The sequence below is a fragment of the Serratia sp. CY83965 genome, from assembly GCF_052166375.1.
In the GTDB taxonomy this organism is placed as follows: domain Bacteria; phylum Pseudomonadota; class Gammaproteobacteria; order Enterobacterales; family Enterobacteriaceae; genus Serratia; species Serratia marcescens.
The window spans coordinates 815,344-838,779 of the sequence record NZ_JBJNOV010000001.1; the positions used below are offsets into that span (position 1 = coordinate 815,344).

Here is a 23,436-nt window from a genome sequence, read left to right on the forward strand (position 1 = left end):
GAGACTTCCCGGCGCACCGGGAGGGGAAATCAGGCGTGCTGCTGAAGAAACTCCCGCCACAGTTCGACCACCCGCTGCAGATCCTGACGGCTGACGTCGAGGTGGGTCAGAATGCGCGTCAGCGGGCCACTGCTGATCAGCACGCCGCGTTCGCGCATCCACGGACCGAATTTGGCCGCCAGCGCCGGCGGTTGGCGCAGGTACAGCACGTTGGTCTGCGCGCCGGGAGCGGCGATCTCCACGCCGATCTGCCGCAGCTGTTGCTCCAGCCAGACCGCGTTGTCATGGTCTTCGCGCAGCCGCGCAACGTTATGCTCCAGCGCGTAGAGGCCGGCCGCCGCCAGGATGCCGGCCTGACGCAGCCCGCCGCCGGTCATCTTGCGCCAGCGCAGCGCGCGCTGAATGAAGGCCTCGCTGCCGCACAGCAGCGATCCGACCGGCGCGCCCAACCCTTTCGACAGGCAAATGGTGAAGGTGTCGCAGTATTGCACGATCTCTTTCAGCGGCAGGTTCAGCGCCACGGCGGCGTTGAAGATGCGCGCGCCGTCGATATGCAGCGCCAGCTGCCGCTCGCGGGTAAACTGCCACGCCTGCTGCAGGTAGGCCTGCGGCAGGACTCGGCCGCTGATGGTGTTTTCCAGGCTCAGCAGCCGGGTGCGGGCGAAGTGGATATCGTCGGGTTTGATGGCGGCGGCGAGCTTGTCCAGCGGCAGCGTGCCGTCGGCGTCGGCCTCGATCGGCTGCGGCTGAATGCTGCCCAGCACCGCTGCGCCGCCGGCTTCGTATTTGTAGTTGTGCGCCTGCTGGCCGACCAGGTATTCATCGCCGCGCTGGCAGTGGCTCAGCAGCGCCACCAGGTTGGCCTGGGTGCCGCTGGGCAGAAACAATGCCGCTTCTTTGCCTGACAGGCGCACCGCCTCGGCCTCCAGCGCGTTGACCGTCGGGTCATCGCCGTAGACGTCGTCGCCGACCTCTGCCTGAGCCATCGCCTGGCGCATGGCGGCGCTGGGGCGGGTAACGGTGTCGCTGCGTAGATCGATAAGCATAGGGTTCCTGGAATATAAGGGAGAGGAAAAGGGTACATGGCATCATATACCCTTTATTTCACCGGGGCAGCTTGCTTAGCGCAGCCAGTTGGTTTTCGCCAGTTCGACCACTTCGTCGCCGCGGCCGTTGATGATGGCGCGCAGCATGTACAGGCTGAAGCCTTTCGCCTGTTCGAACTTGATCTGCGGCGGCATCGCCAGCTCTTGCTTGGCGGTGACCACGTCCAGCAGCGCCGGGCCGGGGTGCGCCAACATCTCCTGCAGCGCGCCGTCCAGATCGGAGGCTTTTTCCACGCGGATGCCCTTGATGCCGGCGGCGTTGGCGATCGCCGCGAAGTCCGGATTATGCAGATCGGTGCCGTCGGTCAGGTAGCCGCCGGCCTTCATCTCCATCGCCACGAACCCCAGCACGCTGTTGTTGAACACCACGATTTTCACCGGCAATTTGAGCTGCGCCAGCGACAGGAAATCCCCCATCAGCATGGTGAAGCCGCCGTCGCCGCACATGGCGATCACCTGTTTATCCGGCGCGGTGGCCTGAGCGCCGATCGCCTGCGGCATGGCGTTGGCCATCGAACCGTGGTTGAACGAACCGAGCAGGCGGCGCTTGCCGTTCATTTTCACGTAGCGGGCGGCCCACACCGTCGGCGTGCCGACGTCGCAGGTGAAGATGGCGTCGTCGCTGGCATAGTGGCTGAGCTGCTGCGCCAGATATTGCGGGTGGATCGGCTGGTCGTCGTTGGCGGTCGCCAGCCCGTCGAGATCCTTGCGCGCGTTGCGGTAATGCTCCAGCGCCTTGTCGAGGAACGCCCGGTCACGCTTCGGTTCCAGCTGCGGCAGCAGGGCGGTGAGGGTGGTGTGGATATCGCCCACCAGCGCCATATTGACCGGGCAGTGCGCGCCGATGCTGCCGGGGTTGATGTCGATCTGAATGATGTTGGCGTTGGTGGGGTAGAACGCGCGATAGGGGAACTGGGTGCCGAGCAGCACCAGCGTGTCGGCGTTCATCATCGCGTGGTAGCCGGAAGAGAAACCGATCAGCCCGGTCATGCCGACGCTGTAGGGGTTGTCCCATTCGATATGCTCTTTACCGCGCAGCGCGTGCACCACCGGCGCCTGCAGCAGCTCGGCCAGCTTGACCACTTCATCGTGCGCGCCGGCGCAGCCGCTGCCGCACATCAGGGTGATGTTCTTCGCCTTGTTCAGCGTTTCCGCCAGCTTGTTCAGCTCGCTCATCGGCGGTTGCACCAGCGGCAGCGCCGGGGTATGCCAGGTCAGGGTCGCGTCTTCCGGCGCCATGCGCAGCGCCACGTCGCCCGGCAAGACCACCACCGAGACGCCGCGATTGAGGATCGCCTTGCGCATGGCGATCTCCAGCACGCGCGGCAGCTGTTCCGGGTTGGAAACCAGTTCGCAATAGTGGCTGCATTCGCGGAACAGCTCCTGCGGATGGGTTTCCTGGAAGTAGCCGCTGCCGATTTCGCTGGAAGGGATATGCGCGGCGATCGCCAGCACCGGCACATGGTTGCGGTGGCAGTCGAACAGGCCGTTGATCAGGTGCAGGTTGCCGGGGCCGCAGGAACCGGCGCACACCGCCAACTGGCCGGTAAGCTGGGCTTCGGCGCCGGCGGCGAAGGCGGCCACCTCTTCATGGCGGGTGCCCAGCCATTCGATGGTGCCCATGCGGTGCAGGCTGTCGCTCAGGCCGTTGAGCGAATCGCCGGTCACGCCCCAAATGCGTTTTACGCCGGCTTGATCCAGCGTTTTGGCGATCAGTGTGGCTACGGTTTGCTTCATGGTTCCCCCAAACAAGGTTTGAAAAACGATGTGTACTCGATCCGGTGAGTGGCAGCAGAACAACTGCAAGCATAGCTTACCGGCGGTGGACGAGATGCGGTCAGGAAGGGTAAAGAGCGTAGGACGGGGAAAAGTGTAACCGGGCCGGCCGCGGGGAGCTTGCCGATAAATGCCCCATCGCGGTGATGGGGCTATAGGGGATCACGCCAATGTGACGTCGCCCTGCAGCCGGCAACTGCAGGCCAGCACGTAGCCCTGCGCGATTTCTTCCGCGCTCAGCGTCATGGTGCTGGTGGTGGTGTAGTCGCCCTCGAGGATGCGGGTTTTGCACGAGCCGCACACCCCGGCGCGGCAGGCGGCGTTGACCGGCAGGGCATGGGCCTCCATCGCCGCCAGCAGCGTGCTGCCGACCGGCACGCGGAATTCGCGCAGCGGGCGGGCGGCGCGCAGCGTCAGCCCTTCGGTGGCGTTGGCCTGCGCCGTCGGCGTGTGGAACAGCTCTTTATGGAAACGCTCGGCCGGCACGCCGAGCCGGCGGCAAAGCAGCTCCACCTGATCCATGTAGGGCGCGGGGCCGCAGGTCATCACCGTGCGTTCGGCGATATCCGGCGCCGCCTGCCGCAGCGTCTGCTCATTGATGCGGCCGCTGAGGTAGCCGGGTTGCAGATCCTGCTCGGCCATCAGCGTCAGGCGCAGCTGCGGATGGGCGGCGCACAGCGCGCGCCATTGAGCGGCGAAAATCGTGTCGGCGGGGGTGCGCACGTTAACGATCGCGGCGATATCGCAGGCCGGGCGGTTGGCGGTCAGCCAGCGGCACATCGAGACGATCGGCGTCACGCCGCAGCCGGCGGCCAGCATCAGATAACGATCGGCCGGGTGGCGCTCGCAGCTGAATTCGCCCTGCGCGTCGGACAGCCACAGCGTGTTGCCGGGCTTGACCTCTTGCGTCAGCCAGCGCGATCCGACGCCGTCCGGCAGGCAGCGCACGCTGATGCTGAGAAAGCGGCTCTGGCCGGGCGAGGAGGAGAGCGTATAGGCGCGCAGCGTCTCCTCGCTGTTGCGGATGCTGACCAGCGCGAACTGGCCGGCCTGGTAAGGATAGAAAACGTCGCAGATCAGGTTCAGCGTCCAGACGTCGGCGGTTTCACGCTGGATGGAATGCACCTGCATGCGGTTCGGGCAAAGCGGAGTGGGTTGAGTCATCGGGGCACCTCAAAAAACAAAGGGGCCGGCGCAGGCGGCCCCATAACGTAACGGCATCAGGCGAGCAGCGCTGCGATATCCTGCTCGACGGTGGTGATCGGACGCAGGCCGAATTTCTCGTTGAGGATCGCCATCAGATTGTCGGTCAGGAAGCCCGGCGCGGTCGGGCCGGTGACGATGTTTTTCACCCCCAGCGACAGCAGCGTCAGCAGAATGACGATCGCCTTCTGTTCAAACCACGACAGCACCAGACTCAGCGGCAGCTCGTTGACGCTGCAGCCGAGCGTGTCCGCCAGCTTGACCGCCAGCATGATGGCGGAGTAGGCGTCGTTGCACTGGCCGACGTCCAGCAGGCGCGGCAACCCCTCCAGCGTGCCGAAGTCCAGCTTGTTGAAACGGTACTTGCCGCAGGCCAGCGTCATGATCAGGCAGTCTTGCGGCACGGTGCGGGCGAAGTCGGTGAAGTAGCTGCGCTCGTCGCGGCTGCCGTCGCAGCCGCCGACCAGGAAGACGTGGCGCAGTTTTTTCTGCGACACCAGATCGATCACCGTATCGGCGGCGTTCAGCAGCGTCTGGCGGCCGAAGCCGACGGTGATCAGGTGCTCGATCTCGGTATAAGGGAAACCGTTCATGCCCTGGGCCTGGCGGATCACGGCGCCGAAGTCGTCGCCTTCCAGATGATTGACACCCGGCCAGCCGACGATGCTGCGGGTCCAGATGCGATCGCCGTAGTTGCCGACGTTAGGATCGATGATGCAGTTGGAGGTCATCACGATCGGGCCGGGGAATTTGGCGAATTCCGTCTGCTGGTTCTGCCAGCCGCTGCCGTAGTTGCCCACCAGATGCTTGAATTTTTTCAGTTCCGGATAGCCGTGCGCCGGCAGCATTTCACCGTGGGTGTAGACGTTGACGTTTTGTCCTTCGGTTTGCTCGAGCAGCATGCGCAGATCTTTCAGATCGTGCCCGGAAATCAGGATGGCTTTCCCGGCCACCGGGCGCACGTTGACCGCGCTGGGCTGCGGATCGCCGTAGGCCTGGGTTTCACCGCGATCGAGGATCGCCATCACGTTGAAGTTCATCTTGCCGATGCCCATGGCGTTGTTCAGCAGGGTGTCGACGTCGCGCGGCCGGGTGCCGAGCCAGGCCATAAAGGCGTGGTAGTCGGCATAGAGTTGCTCGTCGAACTGGCCGAGCACGTGTGCGTGTTCCATATAGGCCGCCGCGCCTTTCAGGCCATACAGGCACAGCAGGCGCAAACCGTGTACGTCGTCGCCGACCTCGGCCTTGTCGCTGTCGAGGGCAAACTGCGCCGCCTGTTGCAGCAGCGCAGGCATATCGTCGCCGGCCAACTGCAGCGCCGCCATCGGGTGATCGACGCGCACGCCGGCATCCAGCAACCGGCAACGGGCGGCCAGCGAGTCGCGCAGCAGCAGAGTTTCCCGCGCGTAGCCGATGATGCGCTGGGAATCGAAGTTGACGTTGGTCAGGGTGGAGAAGAAGGCGCGCGGGGCGAAGCTGTCGATCTCGTGGTCGACGATGCCCAGCGAACGCGCCTGCAACGCCCAGGCGGAGAGGCCCTGCAGCGCCGCCACCAGCAGATCCTGCAGGTCGGAGGTTTCCGCCGTTTTGCCGCACATGCCCTGAGCATACGCGCAGCCGTTGCCTGCCGGGGTACGGATGGTTTGTTCACATTGCACACAGAACATAGTCGCTTCCTTTTATTTTAAAGTTGCATTTGTAATGCTTATTTAAAAGCATAGATCGGCGATCGGGGTTGCAAAAGGCTTTTGTGCGACTACTGCGGGCAAGTTTGATTTAGCGCAATTTTGCCGTGCGGATGGGAATTATTACGCTTTGGGGGCCGGGGGCCCCCAAGGGAAAGGATCAGGAGAACAGGGCGATCAGCACCGGCGCCAGCAGGCTCAGCAGGAAGCCGTGGACGATGGCGGGGGGCACCATGTCCAGTCCGCCGCTGCGCTGCAGCACCGGCAAGGTGAAGTCCATCGAGGTGGCGCCGCACAGGCCGAGGGCGGTGGAGCGGCTGCGGCGCACCAGCGTCGGGATCAGCATGATCGCCACCAGCTCGCGCGCCAGATCGTTGAAGAACGCGGCGCTGCCCATCACCGGGCCATAGGCGTCGGTGATCAGAATGCCGGACAGCGAGTACCAGCCGAAGCCGGAGGCCATCGCCAGCCCGGCCTTGACCGGCAGCCCCAGCAGCTGCGCCGCCAGCGCGCCGCCGGCCAGCGACGCGACGGTCACCACCAACGCCACCAGCGTGCCGCGGCGGTTGAGCACGATCTGGCGCAGCGTCATGCCGCTGTTGCGCAGCTGAATGCCGACCAGCAACAGCAGGAAGATCAGCGCATATTCGCTGCCTTTATGGGCGAACTGCAGCCATTGCCACTGCGTCAGGCCGAGCAGGAAGCCGCCGAGCACCACGCCGCACAGCTTGAGCGACTCCAGCGCCATGTGCACGCGCGAAGGCAGCTTTTCCTGTTTATGGCTGCTGCGCCACGGCATGCGCCGCTCCAGCAGCGCCAGCAACAGCAGATTGGCGCAGAGAATGCAGAAGAAGAACACCGCGCTGTACTGGAAGATCAGCACCAGGTTGCTGCTGAGATCTTCCATAAACGCCAGGCTGATGCCCATGAAAAACAGGATCACGTACACCATCCAACTGAGCAGCCGGTTGATCAGCACCAGCAGCGGGCGATGGCGTAAGGGAATGAGGTAACCGACAATCAGCGGTAACAGAATAATCAACAGTCCTGAGTACATGGTGCAGCTTGTGTCCTTGAGTTTTGAGGCGCGCCGAACGGCGGCGAGGAGCACACGCTAACCAAAAGCCCGGCCGGAGTAAAGCTGCAGATTTGACGCTGTCCGCTTGACCTGCAAGGGGTTTTTTGACCATGCTCTGTGAAGGTCGCCTCATTGAAGAGGCGACGGCGCGCACGGGAGGCGGCGGATGTTCTTGGAGCGTATCGAAATTGTAGGTTTTCGCGGCATTAATCGGCTGTCGCTGATGCTGGACGACAACACGCTGTTGCTCGGCGAAAACGCCTGGGGTAAATCCAGCCTGCTGGATGCGCTGACGCTGCTGCTGGCGCCGGAGCAGAAGCTGTATCGGTTTGAGGCGCACGATTTCCATTTCCCCCCCGGTGAAGAGTCAGCCAAAGAGCGCCACCTGCAGGTGGTGTTCACCTTCTGCGAAAAAGACATCGGCCATGCGCACCTGCCGCGCTATCGCCACCTGACGCCGCTGTGGGTCAAGGGCGAAGATGGCCTGAGCCGCATTCATTACCGCTGCGAGGGCGAGCTGGCCGACGACGGCACGGTGTGCACCTGGCGCGGTTTTCTCGACGCCGACGGCAACGCCTTTCAACTGCACCATATCGAACAACTGGCCCACGCCATTATCCGGATCCATCCGGTATTGCGCCTGCGCGACGCGCGCTTTATTCGTCGTCTGCGCCCCAGCAGCCTCGGCGATGAACGCAAACCCGATACCCAGGCGCTGGCGCAGCAGTTGGATCAACTGACGCGCGAGCTGGTGCGCAATCCGCAGAAGCTGACCAACGGTGAGCTGCGCCAGGGGCTGGCGGCGATGCAGCAACTGCTGGAGCACTATTTCGCCGAGCAGAGTTCGCAGGTGACGCGGCCGCGCCGCCGCGGCGGTGAACCGGAGCAGGACGCCTGGCGCGCGCTGGACGGCATCAACCGCATGGTGGCCGAGCCGAACAGCCGCAGCATGCGCCTGATCCTGCTGGGGATGTTTTCCACCCTGCTGCAGGCCAAGGGCGACGTCAAGCTGGATCCCCATGCCCGGCCGCTGTTGCTGGTGGAGGACCCGGAAACTCGCCTGCACCCGATCATGCTGTCGGTGGCCTGGGGGCTGCTCAATCAGCTGCCGCTGCAGCGCATCACCACCACCAACTCCAGCGAACTGGTGTCGCTGGTGCCGGTGGAGCACGTCTGCCGGCTAGTGCGCGAGTCGGGGCGGGTTGCGACCTACCGTCTCGGGCCGCGCGGGCTGAGCGCCGAAGACGGGCGGCGCATCGCGTTTCACATCCGTTTCAACCGGCCGTCGTCGCTGTTCGCCCGCTGCTGGCTGCTGGTGGAAGGCGAGACCGAAGTGTGGCTGCTGAACGAGCTGGCGCGCCAGTGCGGCTATCATTTCGAGGCGGAAGGGGTGAGGGTCATCGAATTCGCCCAGTGCGGCCTGAAGCCGCTGCTGCGCTTCGCCCGCCGCATGGGCATCGAGTGGCATGCGCTGGTGGACGGCGACGAGGCAGGCAAAAAGTACGCCAATACCGTGCGCAGCCTGCTGGACAATCATGAAGACAACGAACGCGATCGGCTGACCGCGCTGCCGGCGCCGGACATGGAGCACTTCATGTTCCGCGAAGGGTTCGGCCCGGTTTATCACCGAATGGCGTCGGTGCCGCTCAACGCGCAGATGCCGGTGCGCAAGGTGATCCTGAAAGCGGTTCACCATTCGTCGAAACCGGATCTGGCGATTGAGGTCGCGATGCAGGCCGGCGAATGGGGCACGGACTCGGTGCCGCCGCTGCTGAAGAAAATGTTCTCACGGGTAATCTGGCTGGCGCGCGGCCGGGCGGACTGACAGCCCGCCGGGCGTCATCGGGCGCAGAAATGCGCCGCCAATTCCTGTTCCAGCGCGTCCAGCAGCTGATAGCGACGGCGATACTCGGCGCGCTTCTTGCTGGCAATCTCTTCGATAGGTTTGCGGGCGATGCGCTCGGGCAGCAGGAAATAGCCGCTGTCGAGCGGTTTGGCGCCCATCGACAGCCAGAACTGATCGTAATCGGCGTGCAGTTGGCCCTTCTTCTTACTCTGGTAACGCCAGTTTTGATAGATATGGGTGGCATTGCCGACGGCTACAATCTGGCGGATGCCGAGATGCCGCGCCAGCGTGCAAATGCCTTCCAGCACCAGCCGTTTAGGGAACAGACCGTGACACTCCTTGGTGGTGTGCTGGATCTCGGCGTGCGGCACCTCATGGTTCGCGCCCTGCAGGCCGCCGATGAACAGCGTCGGCTGCTGCTGATAATGCATCAGCGCAAAGGTGATTTCCGCCAGCATCACGCCGTTGGCGTTGCGCAGCAGCAGCGTGGCTTCCCCTTCCTTATTCAGTTTGTCGATCGCCGCCAGTTCCAGCGCGATCGGCGCTTCGTTTTTGCCCATCGCGCGGGCCAGCACGAAAGGCTGTGGGCCGAGGTGGCCGAGACGCATCTTCAGCGGCATGCGCTGCACGATGAGATCGTAATGATCGCGCAGGGCGAACAGGCATTCGATCTTGCTCATGTTGGCCGCCAGGTAGGGGCGATGCAGCTTGCACGGCAGGTTCGGCTGCGCGCTCAGGATCTCCTCCCGCAGCGGGTTGCTGGCCAGGGTGCTGAGCAGGCCGCTGGTGGTGCGCCAGTTGAGCAGCGAACGGCCGAGAAACTTCAGGCGAAACGAGGTTTTTTTCCAGGCGTTGCTCGGTGCCTTTTCGCCATTGATCAGCGCCGTCATCAGTTGCCAGCCGTTAAGCGGCCGGGCGGAGGCGAGTGGGTAGCTGAGCTGTGACATGATGAAATCCTTGGCTGTGTTGAATGGCGTTATTTCATCAAGGTTTCACTAAACGGGAGTTCAATGCTGAACTGTAACCAGGCGTGTCTCCACATTGTGTTGAGCTAAGGTTTAGTTATTCCCTACGTTGCATGCTAATTTAGCTCCGCCGCCGCAATGGGCGGTTGATATTCACAAGCACAGGCAGGTCCATTTTGACAGGGTTTAAAGGACATAAACGCCGCTGGATACTCGTTCTGGCGGTGATTGCGGCGATTGCCGCGGCGGCCGTTTGGCACTTCCGCCATCCGGCGCCGACCGATTTCAAAACGGTGAAGGTCACAAAACGCGATCTGCAGCAGAACGTGTTGGCGACCGGCCAGCTGGACGCGGTGCGCAAGGTTGACGTCGGCGCGCAGGTCAGCGGGCAGTTGGAAAAACTGTATGTCGAGATCGGCGACAAGGTGAAAAAAGGCCAGTTGCTGGGGGTTATCGATCCGCAACAGGCGCAGAACAGCATTCGCGAAGGCGAGGCGACGCTGCGCGAACTGCATGCGCAACTGCTGCAGGCGCAGGCCGAACAGCAACTGGCGGCGGTCACGCTGCAGCGCAACCAGGCGCTGGCCAGGCTGCAGGCGGTGTCGCGTCAGGATCTGGATCAGGCGGCGACGCAGTTGGCGGTGAAGAAGGCGCAGGTGGGCACCATCAATGCGCAGATCGCGCGGAATCAGGCCAGCCTGGACACCGCCAAGATCAACCTGGCCTACACCCGCATCGAAGCGCCGATGGATGGCGACGTGGTGCAGATCACCACGCTGCAGGGCCAGACGGTGATCGCGGCGCAGCAGGCGCCGAACATTCTGACGCTGGCGGATCTCGGCACCATGCTGGTGAAGGCGCAGGTGTCGGAGGCCGACGTCATTAACCTCAAGCCAGGTCAGAAGGCCTGGTTCACGGTGCTGGGCGATCCGACCCGGCGCTTCGACGGCGTGCTGAAAGACATTCAGCCGACGCCGGAAAAGGTCAACAACGCCATCTTCTATTATGCGCGTTTCGAAGTGCCCAACCCGGAAAGGCTGCTGCGCTTGCAAATGACGGCGCAGGTGCATATTCAGCTGGCCGGCGTCCAGCAGGCGCTGGTGATCCCGCTGGCGGCGCTGGGCGATCAGATCGCCGACAATCGCTACCACGTCTCGGTGTTGAAACAGGGCAAGGAAGAGAAGCGCGAGGTGGCCATCGGCCTGCGCAACAATATCGACGTGCAGATCCTCCGCGGGCTTGAGGCGGGCGATGAGGTGATCGTCAGCCGCGGCGGCGTGGAGGCCGGCTGATGGCGGCGCTGTTGCAGCTGAGCGGCATTCGCCGCAGCTACCGTTCCGGCGAGCAGACGGTCGAGGTGCTGAAGGGGATCAGTCTGAGCATCGACGCCGGTGAAATGGTGGCGATCATGGGGGCTTCCGGCTCCGGCAAATCGACGCTGATGAACATTCTCGGCTGTCTGGACAAGCCGAGCGCCGGCGTGTATCGGGTGGCCGGGCAAGATGTGGCGACGCTGAGCGACGATGCGTTGGCGCAGCTGCGGCGCGAGCATTTCGGCTTTATCTTTCAACGCTACCATCTGCTGCCGCACCTGAGCGCGGCGCACAACGTCGAGGTGCCGGCGGTGTACGCCGGGCTGGGCAAAGCGGCGCGGCGCGAACGGGCGGAGGCGCTGTTGCGGCGGTTGGGGCTGGGGGAGCGCGTCAACTATCGGCCGAGCCAGCTTTCCGGCGGCCAGCAGCAGCGCGTCAGTATCGCCCGCGCGTTGATGAACGGCGGGCAGGTGATCCTGGCGGATGAGCCGACCGGCGCGCTGGACAGCCACTCCGGCGAAGAGGTGATGGCGATCCTCAAACAGCTGTGCGCCCAGGGGCACACGGTGATCCTGGTGACTCACGATCCGGCGGTGGCGCGCCAGGCGGAGCGAATCATCGAGATCCGCGACGGCGAGATCATCGCCGACTCGCGCCCGGCGCCGCCGGAGAGTGTGCAGGCCAATCCGCTGGCGCTGGCCGCAACGGCGCCTTCCTGGCGGCAGATGGGCGGCCGTTTCCGCGAGGCGCTGATCATGGCCTGGCGCGCGATGGCGGCCAACAAGATGCGCACCGCGCTGACCATGCTCGGCATCATTATCGGCATCGCCTCGGTGGTGTCGATCCTGGTGATCGGCGACGCCGCCAAGCAGATGGTGCTGGCGGACATCAAATCCATCGGCACCAATACTGTCGATATTTATCCCGGCAAGGATTTCGGCGACGACGATCCGACCTATCGGCAATCGTTGAAATACGGCGATCTCGACGCGCTGCGCGAACAGCCGTACATCAGCGCGCTGTCGCCGAGCATCAGCAGCAGCATGCGGCTGCGCTTGGGCAACGTCGATGCGGCGGCCAACGTCAACGGCGTCAGCGAGCAGTTCTTCCGCGTGTACGGCATGAGCTTTACCCAGGGCGTCGGCATCGATCCGATGCAGGTGCAGTCGCAGGCGCAAACGGTGGTGATCGACGCCAATACCCAACGGCGGCTGTTCCCGCACCAGAAGAACGTGGTGGGGGAAGTTATCCTGGTGGGCAACATGCCGGCGACGGTGGTTGGCGTGGCCAAGGAGAAGCAGTCGATGTTCGGCAGCAGCAAGACGCTGAACGTGTGGGTGCCGTACAGCACCATGGCCAACCGGCTGATGGGCAACAGCTATTTCGACTCGATCACCGTGCGCATCCGTGACGGTTACGACAGCAAGGAAGCGGAACAACAGCTGTCGCGCCTGTTGACGCTGCGCCACGGTAAAAAGGATTTCTTCACCTATAACATGGACAGCCTGGTGCAAACCGCGGAGAAAACCACCCGCACGCTGCAGCTGTTCCTGACGCTGGTGGCGGTGATCTCACTGGTGGTCGGCGGCATCGGCGTGATGAACATCATGCTGGTGTCGGTAACCGAGCGCACGCGCGAGATCGGCATCCGCATGGCGGTGGGCGCGCGTTCCGGCGACGTGTTGCAGCAGTTCCTGATCGAGGCGGTATTGGTCTGCCTGGTGGGGGGCGCGCTGGGGATTACGCTGTCGTTCGCCATCGGCCTGGCGGTGCAGTTGGTGTTGCCGGGTTGGCAGATCAGTTTCCCGCCGGCGGCGTTGCTGAGCGCGTTTCTCTGTTCTACCGGCATCGGCGTGGTGTTCGGCTATCTGCCGGCGCGCAATGCCGCGCGGCTGAATCCGATCGATGCGCTGGCGCGCGAGTAAGTAAAGGGCATAAAAAATGCCAGTCACACGGCGGCTGGCATTTTTATCGCAGTCAGGGGCAAGGCAGCGCGACGCTGCCGGAAGCGTTCAGGACAGCGCCTCGCTTTCCACCGGCACAATAAGACTGGCATGGTTCCCTTTCGGCCCTTGATGCACGTCGAAGCTGACCTGCTGGCCCGCCTTCAACGTTCTGTAACCATCCATCTTGATGGTGGAATAATGCGCGAAAATATCTTCGCCGCCGCCGGCTGGGCAGATGAAGCCAAAGCCTTTGGCGTTGTTAAACCATTTAACAGTACCCGTCTCCATGCTTTTACATCCCTCGCAACGCTATTTTAAGTGAGATGAATAACTGAATTCGCACCCGCCGTGGGCGGGTAGCAGGGTGGACAAGGGGTGGTTAAAAGACCACCAGCCACGAATTTACACTCTAGAGCAAATGATCGGGGCGTCAAGGGATCGGCTTTTGTCGGCGGGGAGCAGTTCACCAAAGTTTGAAGCAGGTAACGCTATTGCCACGATTCAGTCACAATTGGCCCGTTTTTTTGCGCACGTTACAGTGCGGCGGGACGATGCCGAAGATGATAAAATAGTAACTATCCCCACTTTGAATAACCGAAACCTGCCCCCATATCAGAGGGCAGAGCAGAGAAGATGAGCAGCGATGGGCAATAACAACGACTGGCTAAACTTTGAACACTTGGCCGAAGAAAAACAAATCGATGCGGTAAAACCGCCGTCTATGTATAAAGTTATACTTAACAACGACGATTACACACCGATGGAATTTGTGATTGACGTTCTGCAAAAGTTCTTTTCTTATGATATTGAACGCGCAACGCAACTGATGCTCACGGTCCACTATCAAGGCAAGGCGATCTGTGGTGTTTTTACCGCCGAGGTGGCGGAAACCAAAGTCGTCCATGTGAACCGGTACGCAAGGGAGAACGAGCATCCGTTGCTTTGTACGCTGGAAAAAGCCTGAATAAGGCAATCTATTGGGGAGGTGCTTATGCTCAATCAAGAACTGGAACTCAGTCTCAACATGGCTTTCGCCAGGGCGCGTGAGCACAGACACGAGTTTATGACCGTGGAGCACCTGTTGCTGGCGTTGCTGAGCAACCCTGCCGCGCGAGAAGCGCTCGAGGCATGTACGGTGGATCTGGCCGCGTTGCGCCAGGAGCTGGAAGCCTTCATCGAACAAACCACACCGACGCTGCCCGCCGGCGAAGAGGAGCGCGACACTCAGCCGACGCTCAGCTTCCAGCGCGTGTTGCAGCGCGCGGTCTTCCATGTGCAATCTTCCGGCCGCAGCGAAGTGTCCGGCGCCAACGTGTTGGTGGCCATCTTCAGCGAGCAGGAGTCGCAGGCGGCTTATCTGCTGCGCAAGCACGACGTCAGCCGTCTCGACGTGGTGAACTTCATTTCACATGGCACGCGTAAAGACGAGCCGGGCCAAGCGCCGAATGCGGAAAACCCGGTGAACGAAGAGCAGTCCGGAGGGGAAGACCGTATGGAAAACTTCACCACCAACCTCAATCAGTTGGCCCGTGTGGGCGGCATCGATCCGCTGATCGGCCGCGATCGTGAGCTGGAGCGCGCGATTCAGGTGCTGTGCCGCCGTCGTAAAAACAACCCGTTGCTGGTCGGCGAATCCGGCGTGGGCAAGACCGCCATCGCCGAAGGTCTGGCCTGGCGTATCGTGCAGGGCGACGTGCCGGAAGTGATGGCGGACTGCACGCTGTATTCGCTGGATATCGGTTCACTGCTGGCCGGCACCAAATACCGCGGCGACTTCGAGAAACGCTTCAAGGCGCTGCTCAAGCAGCTGGAGCAGGATCAGAACAGCATCCTGTTCATCGATGAAATTCATACCATCATCGGCGCCGGTGCGGCTTCCGGTGGGCAAGTGGATGCCGCCAACCTGATCAAACCGCTGCTGTCGAGCGGCAAGATCCGGGTGATCGGCTCGACCACCTACCAGGAGTTCAGCAACATCTTCGAAAAGGATCGCGCTTTGGCGCGCCGCTTCCAGAAGATCGATATCACCGAACCGACGGCGGAAGAGACCGTTCAGATCATCAACGGCCTGAAGGCCAAGTATGAAGCGCACCACGACGTGCGTTATACCGCCAAGGCGATCCGCGCCGCGGTGGAGCTGTCGGTGAAATACATTAACGATCGCCATCTGCCGGACAAGGCGATCGACGTGATTGACGAGGCGGGCGCCCGCAGCCGGTTGATGCCGGCCAGCAAGCGCAAGAAAACCGTTAACGTGGCCGATATCGAATCCGTGGTGGCGCGTATCGCGCGCATTCCAGAGAAAACCGTGTCGGCCAGCGATCGCGACGTGCTGAGAAACCTGGGCGATCGCTTGAAGATGCTGGTATTCGGCCAGGATCAGGCGATCGAAGCGCTGACCGAAGCGATCAAGATGAGCCGCGCCGGTCTGGGCCACGAGCGCAAGCCGGTCGGTTCCTTCCTGTTCGCCGGGCCGACCGGGGTCGGGAAAACCGAGGTCACCGTTCAGTTGGCCAAGGCGATGGATATCGAGCTGCTGCGTTTCGACATGTCCGAGTACATGGAGCGGCATACCGTCAGCCGCCTGATCGGCGCGCCTCCGGGCTACGTCGGTTACGATCAGGGCGGGCTGCTGACCGATGCGGTGATCAAGCATCCGCATGCGGTGGTGCTGCTCGATGAGATCGAGAAGGCGCACCCGGACGTGTTCAACCTGCTGTTGCAGGTGATGGATAACGGTACGCTGACCGACAACAACGGCCGCAAGGCGGACTTCCGCAATGTGATCCTGGTGATGACCACCAACGCCGGGGTGCGGGAAACCGAACGCAAGTCGATTGGTCTGGTGCAGCAGGACAACAGCACCGACGCGATGGAAGAGATCAAGAAGGTGTTTACGCCGGAATTCCGCAACCGTCTGGACAACATCATCTGGTTCAACCATCTGTCTACCGAGGTGATCCAGCAGGTGGTCGACAAGTTTATCGTCGAACTGCAGGCGCAGCTGGATGCGAAGGGTGTCTCGCTGGAAGTGAGCGACGAAGCGCGCGATTGGCTGTCGGTGAAGGGTTACGACCGTGCGATGGGCGCTCGTCCGATGGCGCGCGTCATGCAGGAAAACCTGAAGAAACCGTTGGCCAACGAGTTGCTGTTCGGTTCGCTGGTGGACGGCGGTTCCGTGAAGGTCGAGCTGGACAAGGACAAGAAACAGCTGACCTATCACTTCCTCAGCGCCGCCAAGCGCAAAGCGGACGAGGGCGCGGTGCACTAAGGCCGCCTTCAGGCAAAGAAAAAAGCGATGCTTCGGCATCGCTTTTTTTATGGGTGAGATTCACCGTACAACAGAAACGAGTGAGCCCTCTCAGTTTACCTGCGCACCTGCAACCCGTTGTGTAACGTCGCTGCGGGGGTAAACGGAAAGGGCTCCCGAGGGATTACATCCTCGATGCCGCCAGCGTGTGGCGCGCGGTGAGCCGATTAACGGCTACGGAAGACAATGCGGCCTTTGCTCAGGTCGTACGGGGTCAGCTCTACAGTGACTTTGTCGCCCGTCAGGATGCGGATATAGTTTTTACGCATTTTACCGGAGATGTGTGCGGTTACCACGTGCCCGTTTTCCAATTCAACGCGGAACATGGTGTTCGGCAGCGTATCAAGAACGGTGCCCTGCATTTCAATATTGTCTTCTTTGGCCATCGAATCCTCTAGGTCTAACTACCTTAGTTTTTAACCGGCAAGATAATGCCGAAAAACCCCCATTATGTAAAGATGTGTCGGTGAACATTGCACCGTTTCCACCAATTAGTTTGCTGGGGAGGGTGGTTCAACCGGCTGTGGGGATATGACTTGCGACGCCCAGCACGCCGGTGCCAAAGGCCGCCGTTGAAGGGTGCTGAGCTGCTGCAAAAATTGACGGCGCGGAATTTCACGCGCGCCAAGGCGGGCAGTGTGAGCGTTCAGCACCTGGCAGTCAATCAATTCCCCGCCATAAGCGGCAAAATGGCGGCAAAAGGCCATCAATGCGCATTTTGAGGCGTTGGTGACGCGGCTGAACATCGATTCGCCGCAGAACAACGCGCCCTGCGCCACACCGTACATGCCGCCGACCAGTTGATCATCCTGCCATACCTCCACAGAGTGCGCGTAGCCGAGGCGATGCAGATGTTGATAGGCGCGCTGCACCTCCGGGCCGATCCAGGTGCCTTCATTCGGCCGGTGGGCGCAGGCGGCGATCACCGCGGCGAAGTCGTGATTAAGCGTGATGCGAAACGGATCGTGGCGCAGAAAGCGTTTCAGGCTGCGGTTAAGATGAAACTCGGCCGGGAACAGCACCGCACGCGGGTCGGGCGACCACCACAGTATGGCCTCTCCCGGCGAATACCAGGGGAAGATGCCGCGCTCGTAGGCTGCCAGCAGCCGCGGCGCCGTCAGGTCGCCGCCGATCGCCAGCAGGCCGTTGGGATCGCGCAGAGCGCCCTCAGGCGAGGGAAACGCCAGCGACTGGGGGGAAAGCTTAACGATGCGCATACAGGGTTTCTGCGTCCTCTACGGGCCGATTACGGCGCCAGGTTGCTGATACGGTTGCGAAAGCGGGCATAGCGGCCCTGCTGGCGCATTAGGGCGGCGTGATCGCCCTGTTCGACAATTTGGCCGTCATCCATTACGCAAATGCGATCGAGATGCTCCAGGCCGTACAGGCGGTGCGTCACCAGGATCAGCGTCTTGCCCTGACAATGCCGGCGCAGCAGCGCCAGGATCTGCTGCTCGGTCTCGGCGTCCAGCCCTTCGGTCGGTTCGTCAAGCAACAGCAGCGGGGCCGGATGCAGCAGCGCGCGGGCGATGCCCAGCCGGCGCTGTTCGCCGCCGGACAGCTGCCGGCCGCCTTCGCCGAGCCAGGCGTTCAGCCCGCCGTCGCCGGCCAGCAATTTGCCGAGCCCCACCTGCTGCAGGACGTCACTCAAATGAGCGTCGTCGGCATCCGGTGCGGCCAGCCGCAGGTTTTCCCGCAGCGTATCGCTGAAGATATGCACTCGCTGGCTGACGACCGTGGTCATTCGACGCAGTGTGGTTTCATCATAATCTTCCAGCGGTTCGCCGTTGAGCAGAATTTTTCCGCCGTCGGTGCGCCAGGCGCGGGTCAGCAGCTGCAGCAGGGTGGACTTGCCGCAGCCGGTGCGGCCGAGCAAGGCGATGTGTTCGCCGGCCGCGACTTCGAGCGTGACGTCGCGCAGCACCGGCTGCGGCTGATCGGGGTAGGTGAAACTCAGCTGCCGCAGGCTGAGCTGCGCTCGGTCGGCGGCGGCCGGACCGGCGGCGGGGAAGGTGACTTCCGGCTGGCGATCGATGATCTGTTTGACCCGCGTGGCGGAGGCGATCACCTGGCCGAGGTGCTGGAAGGCGCCGGCCACCGGCATCAGCGCTTCGAACGACGCCAGCGCGGCGAAGACAAACAGCGCGATCAGCGCGCCGGGTTGGGTATCGCCGCCGATGCCGGCGGCGGTCAGCCACAGCAGCAGCGTCACCGTCAGCCCGCTGGCGAGGATCATCAGCGCCTGCGCCTTGCCGCTCAGCGAGGCTTGCTGCCACTGGCGGCGTTGCCACAGCTGTTCGGTGGCATTCAGCGTCTGGCGGAAGTCGTTGACGGCGCCGAACACCACCAGCTCCGCCTGCCCCTGCAGCCAGGCGGTCAGGTCGGTGCGGTATTGGCCGCGCAGGGCGGTGAGTTGCCCGCCGATCGGTTTGCCGGCGCGATAGAACACCGGCGGCACCAGCAGCAACAGCAGCAACAGAATGCCGCCCAGCGTCAGGGCGAGCGCAGGATCCAGCCAGCTCAGACCGTAGGTGACGACCAGGATCACCACCGCCGCGCTGATCAGCGGCGAGATCACCCGCAGATAAAGATGATCCAGCGTGTCCACGTCCGCCACCAGGCGGTTGAGCAGGTCGGCCTGGCGGAAACGGGCGATGCCGCCCGGCGTCAGCGGCAGGATCTTGCTGAAGGTGAACACCCGCAGGTGCGACAGCACGCGGAAGGTGGCGTCGTGGCTGACCACGCGCTCGGCGTAGCGCCCGGCGGTGCGGAAGATCGCCGCGCCGCGCACGCCGGCGGCGGGCAGCATGTAGTTGAAGGTCAGCAGACCCGCCAATCCGGCCAGCGAAGAGGCGGCCAGGAACCAGCCGGAGAGCGCCAGCAGGCCGATGCTGGCCAGCAGAGTGACGATCGCCAAAAGGATGCCCAGGCTAATCAGCAGGCTATGGCGGCGATACAACGCCAAAAACGGCAGCAACACGCGCATGATTAAAGCTCCCCGCGGCGGTGGGCGATCAGAGTGGCGAACAGGCCCGGCTGGGCGCTGAGGGTGGCGTAATCGCCCTGTTGCACGATGCGCCCGTTATCCATCACCCAAATCTGATCGTAGTCTTCGGTATCTTCCAACTGGTGCGTCACCAGCAGGGTGGTTTGCTGATGCGAAGCGGCATTCAACGCCTGCATCACCCGTTGTTCGCTATGGGCATCGAGGCTGGCGGCCGGTTCATCCAGCAGCAGCAAGCGGCGCGGGCCGATCAGCGCCCGGGCGACCGCCACGCGCTGCGCCTGGCCGACCGACAGGCGGGCGGCGTTATCGCCCACTTCGGTGTCGAGCCCCTGCGGCAGATACGGCAACAGCTCGCTGACGTAGGCGTGTTCCACCGCCTGCTGCAGCTGCGTTTCATCGGCCTGCGGGCAGCCCAGCAGGATATTGGCGCGCAAGGTTTGCGCCGGCAGGTGCGGGTTTTGCCCGACCCAGCTCAGCTTCTGCCTCCAGTTCTCTGCGGACAGGTCACGCAGTTCGATGCCGTTGACGGTCAACGATCCACGGTAGGGCAGGAAGCCGAGCAGCAGATTGAGCAGCGAACTTTTGCCGGCGCCGCTCAGCCCGACCAGCGCCACGCGCTGCTGCGGTTGCAGGGTGAAACTCAGCGGCCCGGCCAGCAACACGCCGTTCGGCGACAGAATTTCCAATTCGTTCGCCTGTAGCGTCAGCGGTTGATCGGCGGGCAGCTGCCGCGTGCCGTTGCCCATCTGCTCGCCTTCGGCGCTGAGGAAGGTTTCCAGCGCTTCCGCCGCGCCGACCGCCTGCGCTTTGGCATGGTAGAAGGTGCCGAGATCGCGCAGCGGTTGGAAAAACTCCGGCGCCAGAATCAGCACCAGAAAACCGGAAAACAGCGTTACGCCGAGGCCGTAGCTGCCGAAATTGAGTTCGCCGAGGTAAGAAAAGCCAAAGTACACCGCCACCACGGCGATGGAAATCGAAGCGAAGAATTCCAGCACGCCGGAAGAGAGGAAGGCCATGCGCAGCACTTCCATGGTGCGGCTGCGGAAGTCTTCGGAGGATTTGGCGATCTGCGCGGTTTCGGCCTGCGCGCGGTCGAACAGCCGCAGGGTGTCCAGGCCGCGCAGGCGGTCGAGGAAGTTGCCGCTCAATCGCGCCAGCGCCACGAAGTTGCGGCGGTTGGCGTCGGCGGCCCCCATACCGACCAGCGCCATGAACAGCGGGATCAGCGGCGCGGTAGCCAACAGAATCAAACCGGCGGCCCAATTGATCGGGAAGACGGCGATCAGGATCAGCAGCGGGATGAAGACCGCCAGATACATCTGCGGCAGATAGCGCGAGTAATAGTCCTGCATATCCTCGATCTGCTCGACGATGATGCTGGCCCAACTGCCCGCCGGTTTGCCCTGGATCCAGGCCGGGCCGAGCTGCTGCAGCTTATCCAGCACCTGCTGGCGCATGCGCTGACGGATCACTTGGCCACACAGGAAACCGACCCGCTCCCGCAGCCAGCTCAACAGCGCCCGCAATGCGAACGCGGCGGCCAACCAGATAAACGAAGGGAGCAGCTGTTCGCGTGGGGTATGTTCGATGATCAGGGCGTGCAGCAGGCTGGCCAGCAGCCACGCCTGCGCCACGATCAGCAGGCCGCTGAACAGCCCCAACAGCATGGAAAGGCGCAGCCAACGCTGCGCCAACGAACTCTGGGTTTTAAGCCAACGGGTTAACTGTTGCTGTCTGGTTTTTTTCATCAGATATGCGTCTGCGTCGCCGGCGCCCGTTTGTTACGGGCTGGGTTAACGTACTGTTAAATAATAGTGTTTGGCGCAATCGGCGACAAACAAGCGAGGTCCCATGTTACCTCGTCACCCGGCAGACTGAAAATAATAAAGCGGCCAAATGTGGCTATAACAGACGCGAGAAGGGGGGCGGAGGGGGGAAACAAAAAAAGCGGCTCGAGAGCCGCTTTTTGCCGATGATGAAAACGTCTTAGCAGACTTCTGCGCCGGCGATGCCGTCCAGGTAACGTTCTGCGTCCAGCGCCGCCATACAGCCGGTGCCGGCGGAAGTGATCGCCTGGCGGTAGACGTGATCCATCACGTCGCCTGCGGCGAAGACGCCGGGGATAGTGGTCTGGGTCGCATTGCCGTGAATGCCGGACTGTACCTTGATGTAGCCGTTTTCCAGCTCCAGCTGGCCGCCGAAGATGCCGGTGTTCGGGCTGTGGCCGATAGCGATGAACACGCCGGCCAGTTCCAGTTCACGGGTTTCGTTTTCCGCTTTGGTGCTGCGGATGCGCACGCCGGTCACGCCCATTTCATCGCCCAGCACTTCGTCCAGCGTATGGTCGGTGTGCAACACGATGTTGCCGCTTTTCACTTTTTCCATCAGCCGGTCGATCAGTATCTTCTCTGAGCGGAAGCTGTCGCGACGGTGGATCAGGTGAACCTCGGCGGCGATGTTGGACAGGTACAGCGCTTCTTCAACGGCGGTGTTGCCGCCGCCGACCACCGCGACTTTCTGGTTGCGGTAGAAGAAACCGTCGCAGGTCGCGCAGGCGGAAACGCCTTTGCCCTTGAAGGCGTCTTCGGAAGGCAGGCCAAGGTAGCGGGCGGAGGCGCCGGTCGCGATGATCAGCGCGTCGCAGCTGTATTCGCCGCTGTCGCCGAACAGGCGGAACGGACGCTGCTGCAGATCGACGCTGTTGATATGATCGAAGACGATTTCAGTTTGGAACTTCTCCGCGTGCTCGCGCATGCGCTCCATCAGCGCCGGACCGGTCAGGCCGTCGGCGTCGCCCGGCCAGTTTTCCACTTCGGTGGTGGTGGTCAGCTGGCCGCCTTGCTCCAGACCGGTGATCAGCACCGGATTCAGGTTGGCGCGCGCCGCGTAGACGGCGGCGGTGTAACCGGCCGGGCCGGAGCCCAGAATCAGTAATTTGCTATGTTTAGCCGTGCCCATGAATAACCTCTTTATTCCACAATGGCGGACAATGAAGCCGATTGTAGGGAAAATGGCGCAGTAAAAAAAGCGCCGGGCGACGTTGTTAACGATTTGTATGATAGTTGTCGCCTATTAATGCACCCGCTGTCGGCAAATCGTACGCCGAACGCAGAAATTTACCTTATCAAAGCCGCATTCGGCCGCCGAATCGCCAACCGCGCAAAAACGGCGCATTCTGCGGCTTCAGCCGCTCCCCGCCGGGGTTTATCTGCCAGCGATTCATAACCAAAAATGGGATGCAGACTTTTCGTGACGGTACGTTGTTCTGATTTTGCTTCTTTTACTTTGACAATCCGCTGCGCATTTGCGAAAACATCATAGGAAGAAGAAATTATCCCCGTAACACCAGCAAATCGTACGTATTTGCGCCGCGAGGCGGCAATGCGCGATGGGTGGGCGGAGCAGAGCGCGCAAGCGTTTGCTGATTTTTTCTCGACCTAAACGTCGTTACCTGCGTCGCGCGGGGTTGGACAGACAGGCTGCGCGGCGTGGAATGATGGTAGTGAAGAAGCATATGACAGGCATCGGGTCTTCGCTTGGAACGAACCCTTACACATTGACGTTGGCTAGGGTGTGGCAAGTGCACGGAAGAAAATAAGAGAGACAATAATAATGGCAGACAACAAGAAACGCCCGGGTAAAGATCTTGACCGTATCGACCGCAACATCCTGAATGAGCTGCAGAAGGATGGGCGTATTTCGAACGTCGAGCTTTCGAAGCGCGTGGGGTTATCCCCGACACCATGTTTGGAACGCGTGCGCCGTCTTGAGCGCCAGGGTTTCATTCATGGCTATACCGCATTGCTTAACCCGCATTATCTGGATGCGTCCCTGCTGGTTTTCGTGGAGATCACGCTGAACCGCGGCGCGCCGGATGTGTTTGAGCAATTCAACTCGGCAGTGCAGAAGCTTGAAGAGATTCAGGAGTGTCATCTGGTTTCCGGCGATTTCGACTACCTGTTGAAAACCCGCGTACCGGACATGTCGGCTTACCGCAAATTGCTGGGCGAAACCTTGCTGCGTTTGCCGGGGGTTAACGACACCCGTACCTACGTAGTGATGGAAGAAGTGAAACAGAGTAACCGTCTGGTTATCAAAACACGGTAAGGTGCAGGTGCAAAACCTGATTAAATTGGTTACACTCCTGTTTATTCATACAGTTTCGGCGCCGGGGCAGTTTCTCGGCGCTGTTGCTATGTCA

At 62.0% G+C, this 23,436-nt stretch carries 18 protein-coding genes; 6 read left to right on the forward strand and 12 right to left on the reverse strand.

Translation table 11 applies throughout. The features are described from left to right. Window positions 1-29: 29 nt before the first annotated feature. The 5 genes from ltaE to ACJ8PL_RS04085 form a co-directional block, all read right to left on the reverse strand. Window positions 30-1,046, reverse strand: a complete 1,017-nt coding sequence (ltaE, locus tag ACJ8PL_RS04065) for a low-specificity L-threonine aldolase (RefSeq protein WP_016928343.1) — start codon at window positions 1,044-1,046, stop codon at window positions 30-32. Between the two features lie 75 nt (window positions 1,047-1,121). Then, a complete protein-coding gene (poxB, locus tag ACJ8PL_RS04070) occupies window positions 1,122-2,843 on the reverse strand; it encodes a ubiquinone-dependent pyruvate dehydrogenase (protein ID WP_016928342.1) in 1,722 nt (573 codons plus the stop codon). A 201-nt stretch (window positions 2,844-3,044) separates the two neighbouring features. Continuing rightward, on the reverse strand, window positions 3,045-4,046 hold the full coding sequence (gene hcr, locus ACJ8PL_RS04075; protein ID WP_079449450.1) for an NADH oxidoreductase: 1,002 nt from the start codon (window positions 4,044-4,046) through the stop codon (window positions 3,045-3,047). Between the two features lie 56 nt (window positions 4,047-4,102). After that, the gene (hcp, locus tag ACJ8PL_RS04080) at window positions 4,103-5,752 is read right to left on the reverse strand and encodes a hydroxylamine reductase (protein WP_079449449.1); all 1,650 of its coding nucleotides are present in this window, start codon (window positions 5,750-5,752) and stop codon (window positions 4,103-4,105) included. Between the two features lie 178 nt (window positions 5,753-5,930). Next, window positions 5,931-6,827 carry a lysine exporter LysO family protein gene (locus ACJ8PL_RS04085; RefSeq protein WP_004928363.1) on the reverse strand — a complete coding sequence of 299 codons (897 nt, stop codon included), beginning with the start codon at window positions 6,825-6,827 and terminating at the stop codon, window positions 5,931-5,933. Between the two features lie 187 nt (window positions 6,828-7,014). Between ACJ8PL_RS04085 and ACJ8PL_RS04090 the strand changes: the two genes are divergently transcribed. Next, window positions 7,015-8,673, forward strand: a complete 1,659-nt coding sequence (locus ACJ8PL_RS04090) for an ATP-dependent endonuclease (protein WP_016928338.1) — start codon at window positions 7,015-7,017, stop codon at window positions 8,671-8,673. A gap of 14 nt (window positions 8,674-8,687) precedes the next feature. On the opposite strand, the gene ACJ8PL_RS04095 is transcribed toward ACJ8PL_RS04090, so the two are convergent. Next, window positions 8,688-9,641, reverse strand: coding sequence for a VirK/YbjX family protein (locus tag ACJ8PL_RS04095; protein ID WP_016928337.1), 954 nt, complete (start codon window positions 9,639-9,641; stop codon window positions 8,688-8,690). 194 nt (window positions 9,642-9,835) lie between these two features. On the opposite strand from ACJ8PL_RS04095, the gene macA reads away from it, so the two are divergent. Next, on the forward strand, window positions 9,836-10,951 hold the full coding sequence (macA, locus tag ACJ8PL_RS04100) for a macrolide transporter subunit MacA (protein WP_028127988.1): 1,116 nt from the start codon (window positions 9,836-9,838) through the stop codon (window positions 10,949-10,951). Further along, entirely contained in the window at window positions 10,951-12,897 is a 1,947-nt protein-coding gene (macB, locus tag ACJ8PL_RS04105) for a macrolide ABC transporter ATP-binding protein/permease MacB (protein WP_079449448.1), read from the forward strand. Before macA ends, macB begins: the two co-directional genes overlap by 1 nt. A gap of 87 nt (window positions 12,898-12,984) precedes the next feature. Here the strand turns inward: macB and cspD are convergent, their stop codons facing one another. After that, window positions 12,985-13,206: a cold shock-like protein CspD gene (gene cspD / locus ACJ8PL_RS04110; protein ID WP_004928349.1), complete on the reverse strand. Its 222-nt coding sequence runs from the start codon at window positions 13,204-13,206 to the stop codon at window positions 12,985-12,987. A 355-nt stretch (window positions 13,207-13,561) separates the two neighbouring features. Between cspD and clpS the strand changes: the two genes are divergently transcribed. Beyond that, the gene (clpS, locus tag ACJ8PL_RS04115) at window positions 13,562-13,882 is read left to right on the forward strand and encodes an ATP-dependent Clp protease adapter ClpS (RefSeq protein ID WP_004928347.1); all 321 of its coding nucleotides are present in this window, start codon (window positions 13,562-13,564) and stop codon (window positions 13,880-13,882) included. Window positions 13,883-13,909: 27 nt separating this feature from the next. Next, window positions 13,910-16,189: an ATP-dependent Clp protease ATP-binding subunit ClpA gene (gene clpA / locus ACJ8PL_RS04120; protein WP_004928343.1), complete on the forward strand. Its 2,280-nt coding sequence runs from the start codon at window positions 13,910-13,912 to the stop codon at window positions 16,187-16,189. A 206-nt stretch (window positions 16,190-16,395) separates the two neighbouring features. On the opposite strand, the gene infA is transcribed toward clpA, so the two are convergent. The 5 genes from infA to trxB all read right to left on the reverse strand — a co-directional run bounded on the left by infA (window position 16,396) and on the right by trxB (window position 22,193). Beyond that, window positions 16,396-16,614 (reverse strand): translation initiation factor IF-1, encoded by a 219-nt coding sequence (infA, locus tag ACJ8PL_RS04125; protein WP_002211347.1) that lies wholly within the window; start codon window positions 16,612-16,614, stop codon window positions 16,396-16,398. 105 nt (window positions 16,615-16,719) lie between these two features. After that, complete coding sequence (gene aat / locus ACJ8PL_RS04130) at window positions 16,720-17,445, reverse strand: leucyl/phenylalanyl-tRNA--protein transferase (RefSeq protein WP_079449447.1); 726 nt, start codon at window positions 17,443-17,445, stop codon at window positions 16,720-16,722. 29 nt (window positions 17,446-17,474) lie between these two features. After that, window positions 17,475-19,214, reverse strand: a complete 1,740-nt coding sequence (cydC, locus tag ACJ8PL_RS04135) for a heme ABC transporter ATP-binding protein/permease CydC (RefSeq protein WP_116403747.1) — start codon at window positions 19,212-19,214, stop codon at window positions 17,475-17,477. A gap of 2 nt (window positions 19,215-19,216) precedes the next feature. After that, complete coding sequence (gene cydD, locus ACJ8PL_RS04140; RefSeq protein ID WP_442530837.1) at window positions 19,217-20,983, reverse strand: heme ABC transporter permease/ATP-binding protein CydD; 1,767 nt, start codon at window positions 20,981-20,983, stop codon at window positions 19,217-19,219. Window positions 20,984-21,221: 238 nt separating this feature from the next. Further along, window positions 21,222-22,193: a thioredoxin-disulfide reductase gene (trxB, locus tag ACJ8PL_RS04145; RefSeq protein WP_016928331.1), complete on the reverse strand. Its 972-nt coding sequence runs from the start codon at window positions 22,191-22,193 to the stop codon at window positions 21,222-21,224. A 654-nt stretch (window positions 22,194-22,847) separates the two neighbouring features. On the opposite strand from trxB, the gene lrp reads away from it, so the two are divergent. Continuing rightward, complete coding sequence (gene lrp / locus ACJ8PL_RS04150; RefSeq protein ID WP_004928318.1) at window positions 22,848-23,342, forward strand: leucine-responsive transcriptional regulator Lrp; 495 nt, start codon at window positions 22,848-22,850, stop codon at window positions 23,340-23,342. Window positions 23,343-23,436: the final 94 nt, after the last annotated feature.